Source organism: Dellaglioa sp. CoH-56-MRSF-13, assembly GCF_056782095.1.
In genome coordinates, this window is the sequence record NZ_JBXAYC010000014.1 from 1 (window position 1) to 1,818 (window position 1,818).

Genomic DNA, 1,818 nt, shown 5'->3' on the forward strand with positions numbered 1-1,818 from the left:
TTTTGTTTTTTATCCTGTTTATTTCTAATAGCGTTAAATGTTCTTCTCAATGAAACTGTGATGTCATGTTGCAAATCCTCGTAGTTATCTAAAAAGATAGTTGTTGGTTTTCCTGTTTGTTGAGTAATAAATGTTTCACTTGCCTTTTTAGCATTAAAAATAATCCCAATCATTTTTTCCATTTTCTTTGGATCATTTGCAGACCATAAAGTTAATTAGTTTATGGTCTGCAAATGATCCTGCTCTTATACTAAAAAGATGGACTATTTTTCTACCAGAAGTCAAGTGTTTCAATGCATTTAGGTTGTTTTATGAGCGTTATGGCAAAGCTGTGCGTACTATAACAGCCGACAATGGTTCTGAATTTATCTCATGGGACTTTTTAGAATATGTTCAAAAAGAGCTTAAAATTAAGCTATACTATGCCACACCGTCATCACCACAACAACGTGGTTCAAATGAAAACAGAAACCGTAAGCTACGTGATTGGTACCCTAAAGGCACGTCATTTAAAGATGTGAAACAACGACAATTAGATGAAGTAGCTTCAAAAATGAATGCTATGCCATTGAGACAGGCACTTGACGGTAAACGACCTATGGTAGTCTTTGAGCAGGAATATAAAGCCATGCAACGTTACCGTAGAGCTTATGAAAAGCGTAAACAACGTATGCTTGAAGTTAAAAAACAAGAATTCGAGAATAATTAAAAACGACATTGCAATTAAGCGGAGTAAATTGTAAAATTGTATAATAAAAAATATACGAATAGCTGGGTTGTGGCTAGCTAAAAAACGCCGACTAATGAATTTTTTCATTTTTGGCATTATTTTCGTTATAAAAAAAAAGGTAGGTGTAATTTAATGGGATATATATTTTTGGGGCTCGCGATTCTAGGTGAACTCTTGGGAACGAATTTGTTAAAAGCTTCAAACGGATTCAGTTCGCTTTGGGAAACTGTGGGGTCTTTAGTTTCATACGGTGCAAGTTTTTATTTTTTAGCATTAGCTATGAAAACTATAAACTTGAGTGTTGCTTACGCTTTATGGGCTGGCTTAGGAATTGTATTGACAACTGTTTTGGCAGTAGTCGTTTGGAAAGAATCTATTAATCTGAGCAGCGTCTTAGGAATTGTATTAATTTTGTCAGGAGTTGTCATTTTAAACTTGTATGGTCCTGGTCATTAAACCAAAATAAAAAACGACTAGCTGTATAAATATTATAATAAACAAAAGGCACCTGGTGTGTCTTTTTATTATGCTTAGAATATAAATATTTGAAAACGGGTTAATTAATTGAAATATTTGATATAATAGTGAGTAATTTGATTGCTAAAAGCCTTTGCGTAGACGTTCCAAAAACGTGTACGCAAAGGGTTAGGGCAACGGTTACTCGATGAAGCGAATCGTTATGCTAAAACGAAACAAAAACGTTATTTACGTTTGACTGTTTATGAAAAAAATTATGCAGGCATTCGTTTTTATGAACGTCATGGATTTAAAAAAATCGGGATAAAACATTTTCCTTTAGGAAAACAAGATCGTATTTGTCCGATTTTAGAAAAAGAAATCTAAAAAAACGTCCTCACTTTTGATGTTGAGGACGTTTTTTTAGACTGGTAATGTAACCATAATTCGCTTTCCTTTTTGATAAACCGCTAATTCTGTCACACCTGTTGCTTTTAAAGTTTCTCTATGGCTCTTATATGAGCTAATGTAGCCATTTTAACTTAATGATTGCAGGTATTCGCTGTACCACACTTCAAAAGTATTTCTCATTGCGCCAAAAATGTAATTTTCAGGATTAACTTTTTGTTTTT

1 protein-coding gene and 3 pseudogenes are annotated in these 1,818 nt (G+C 33.3%); 3 read left to right on the forward strand and 1 reads right to left on the reverse strand.

Going from position 1 to position 1,818, the window contains the following annotated elements:
• Positions 1-182 (reverse strand): annotated as a pseudogene (locus AC1RP1_RS07540) (plasmid replication initiation protein); the annotation flags it as partial.
• Between the two features lie 113 nt (positions 183-295).
• Here AC1RP1_RS07540 and AC1RP1_RS07545 point away from each other — a divergent pair.
• The 3 genes and pseudogenes from AC1RP1_RS07545 to AC1RP1_RS07555 form a co-directional block, all read left to right on the forward strand.
• Positions 296-709, forward strand: a pseudogene (locus AC1RP1_RS07545) (IS30 family transposase); the annotation flags it as partial.
• Between the two features lie 153 nt (positions 710-862).
• Entirely contained in the window at positions 863-1,186 is a 324-nt protein-coding gene (locus AC1RP1_RS07550) for a DMT family transporter (RefSeq protein WP_047916691.1), read from the forward strand.
• A gap of 183 nt (positions 1,187-1,369) precedes the next feature.
• A pseudogene (locus tag AC1RP1_RS07555) lies at positions 1,370-1,573 on the forward strand (GNAT family N-acetyltransferase); the annotation flags it as partial.
• Between the last annotated feature and the right edge of the window lie 245 nt (positions 1,574-1,818).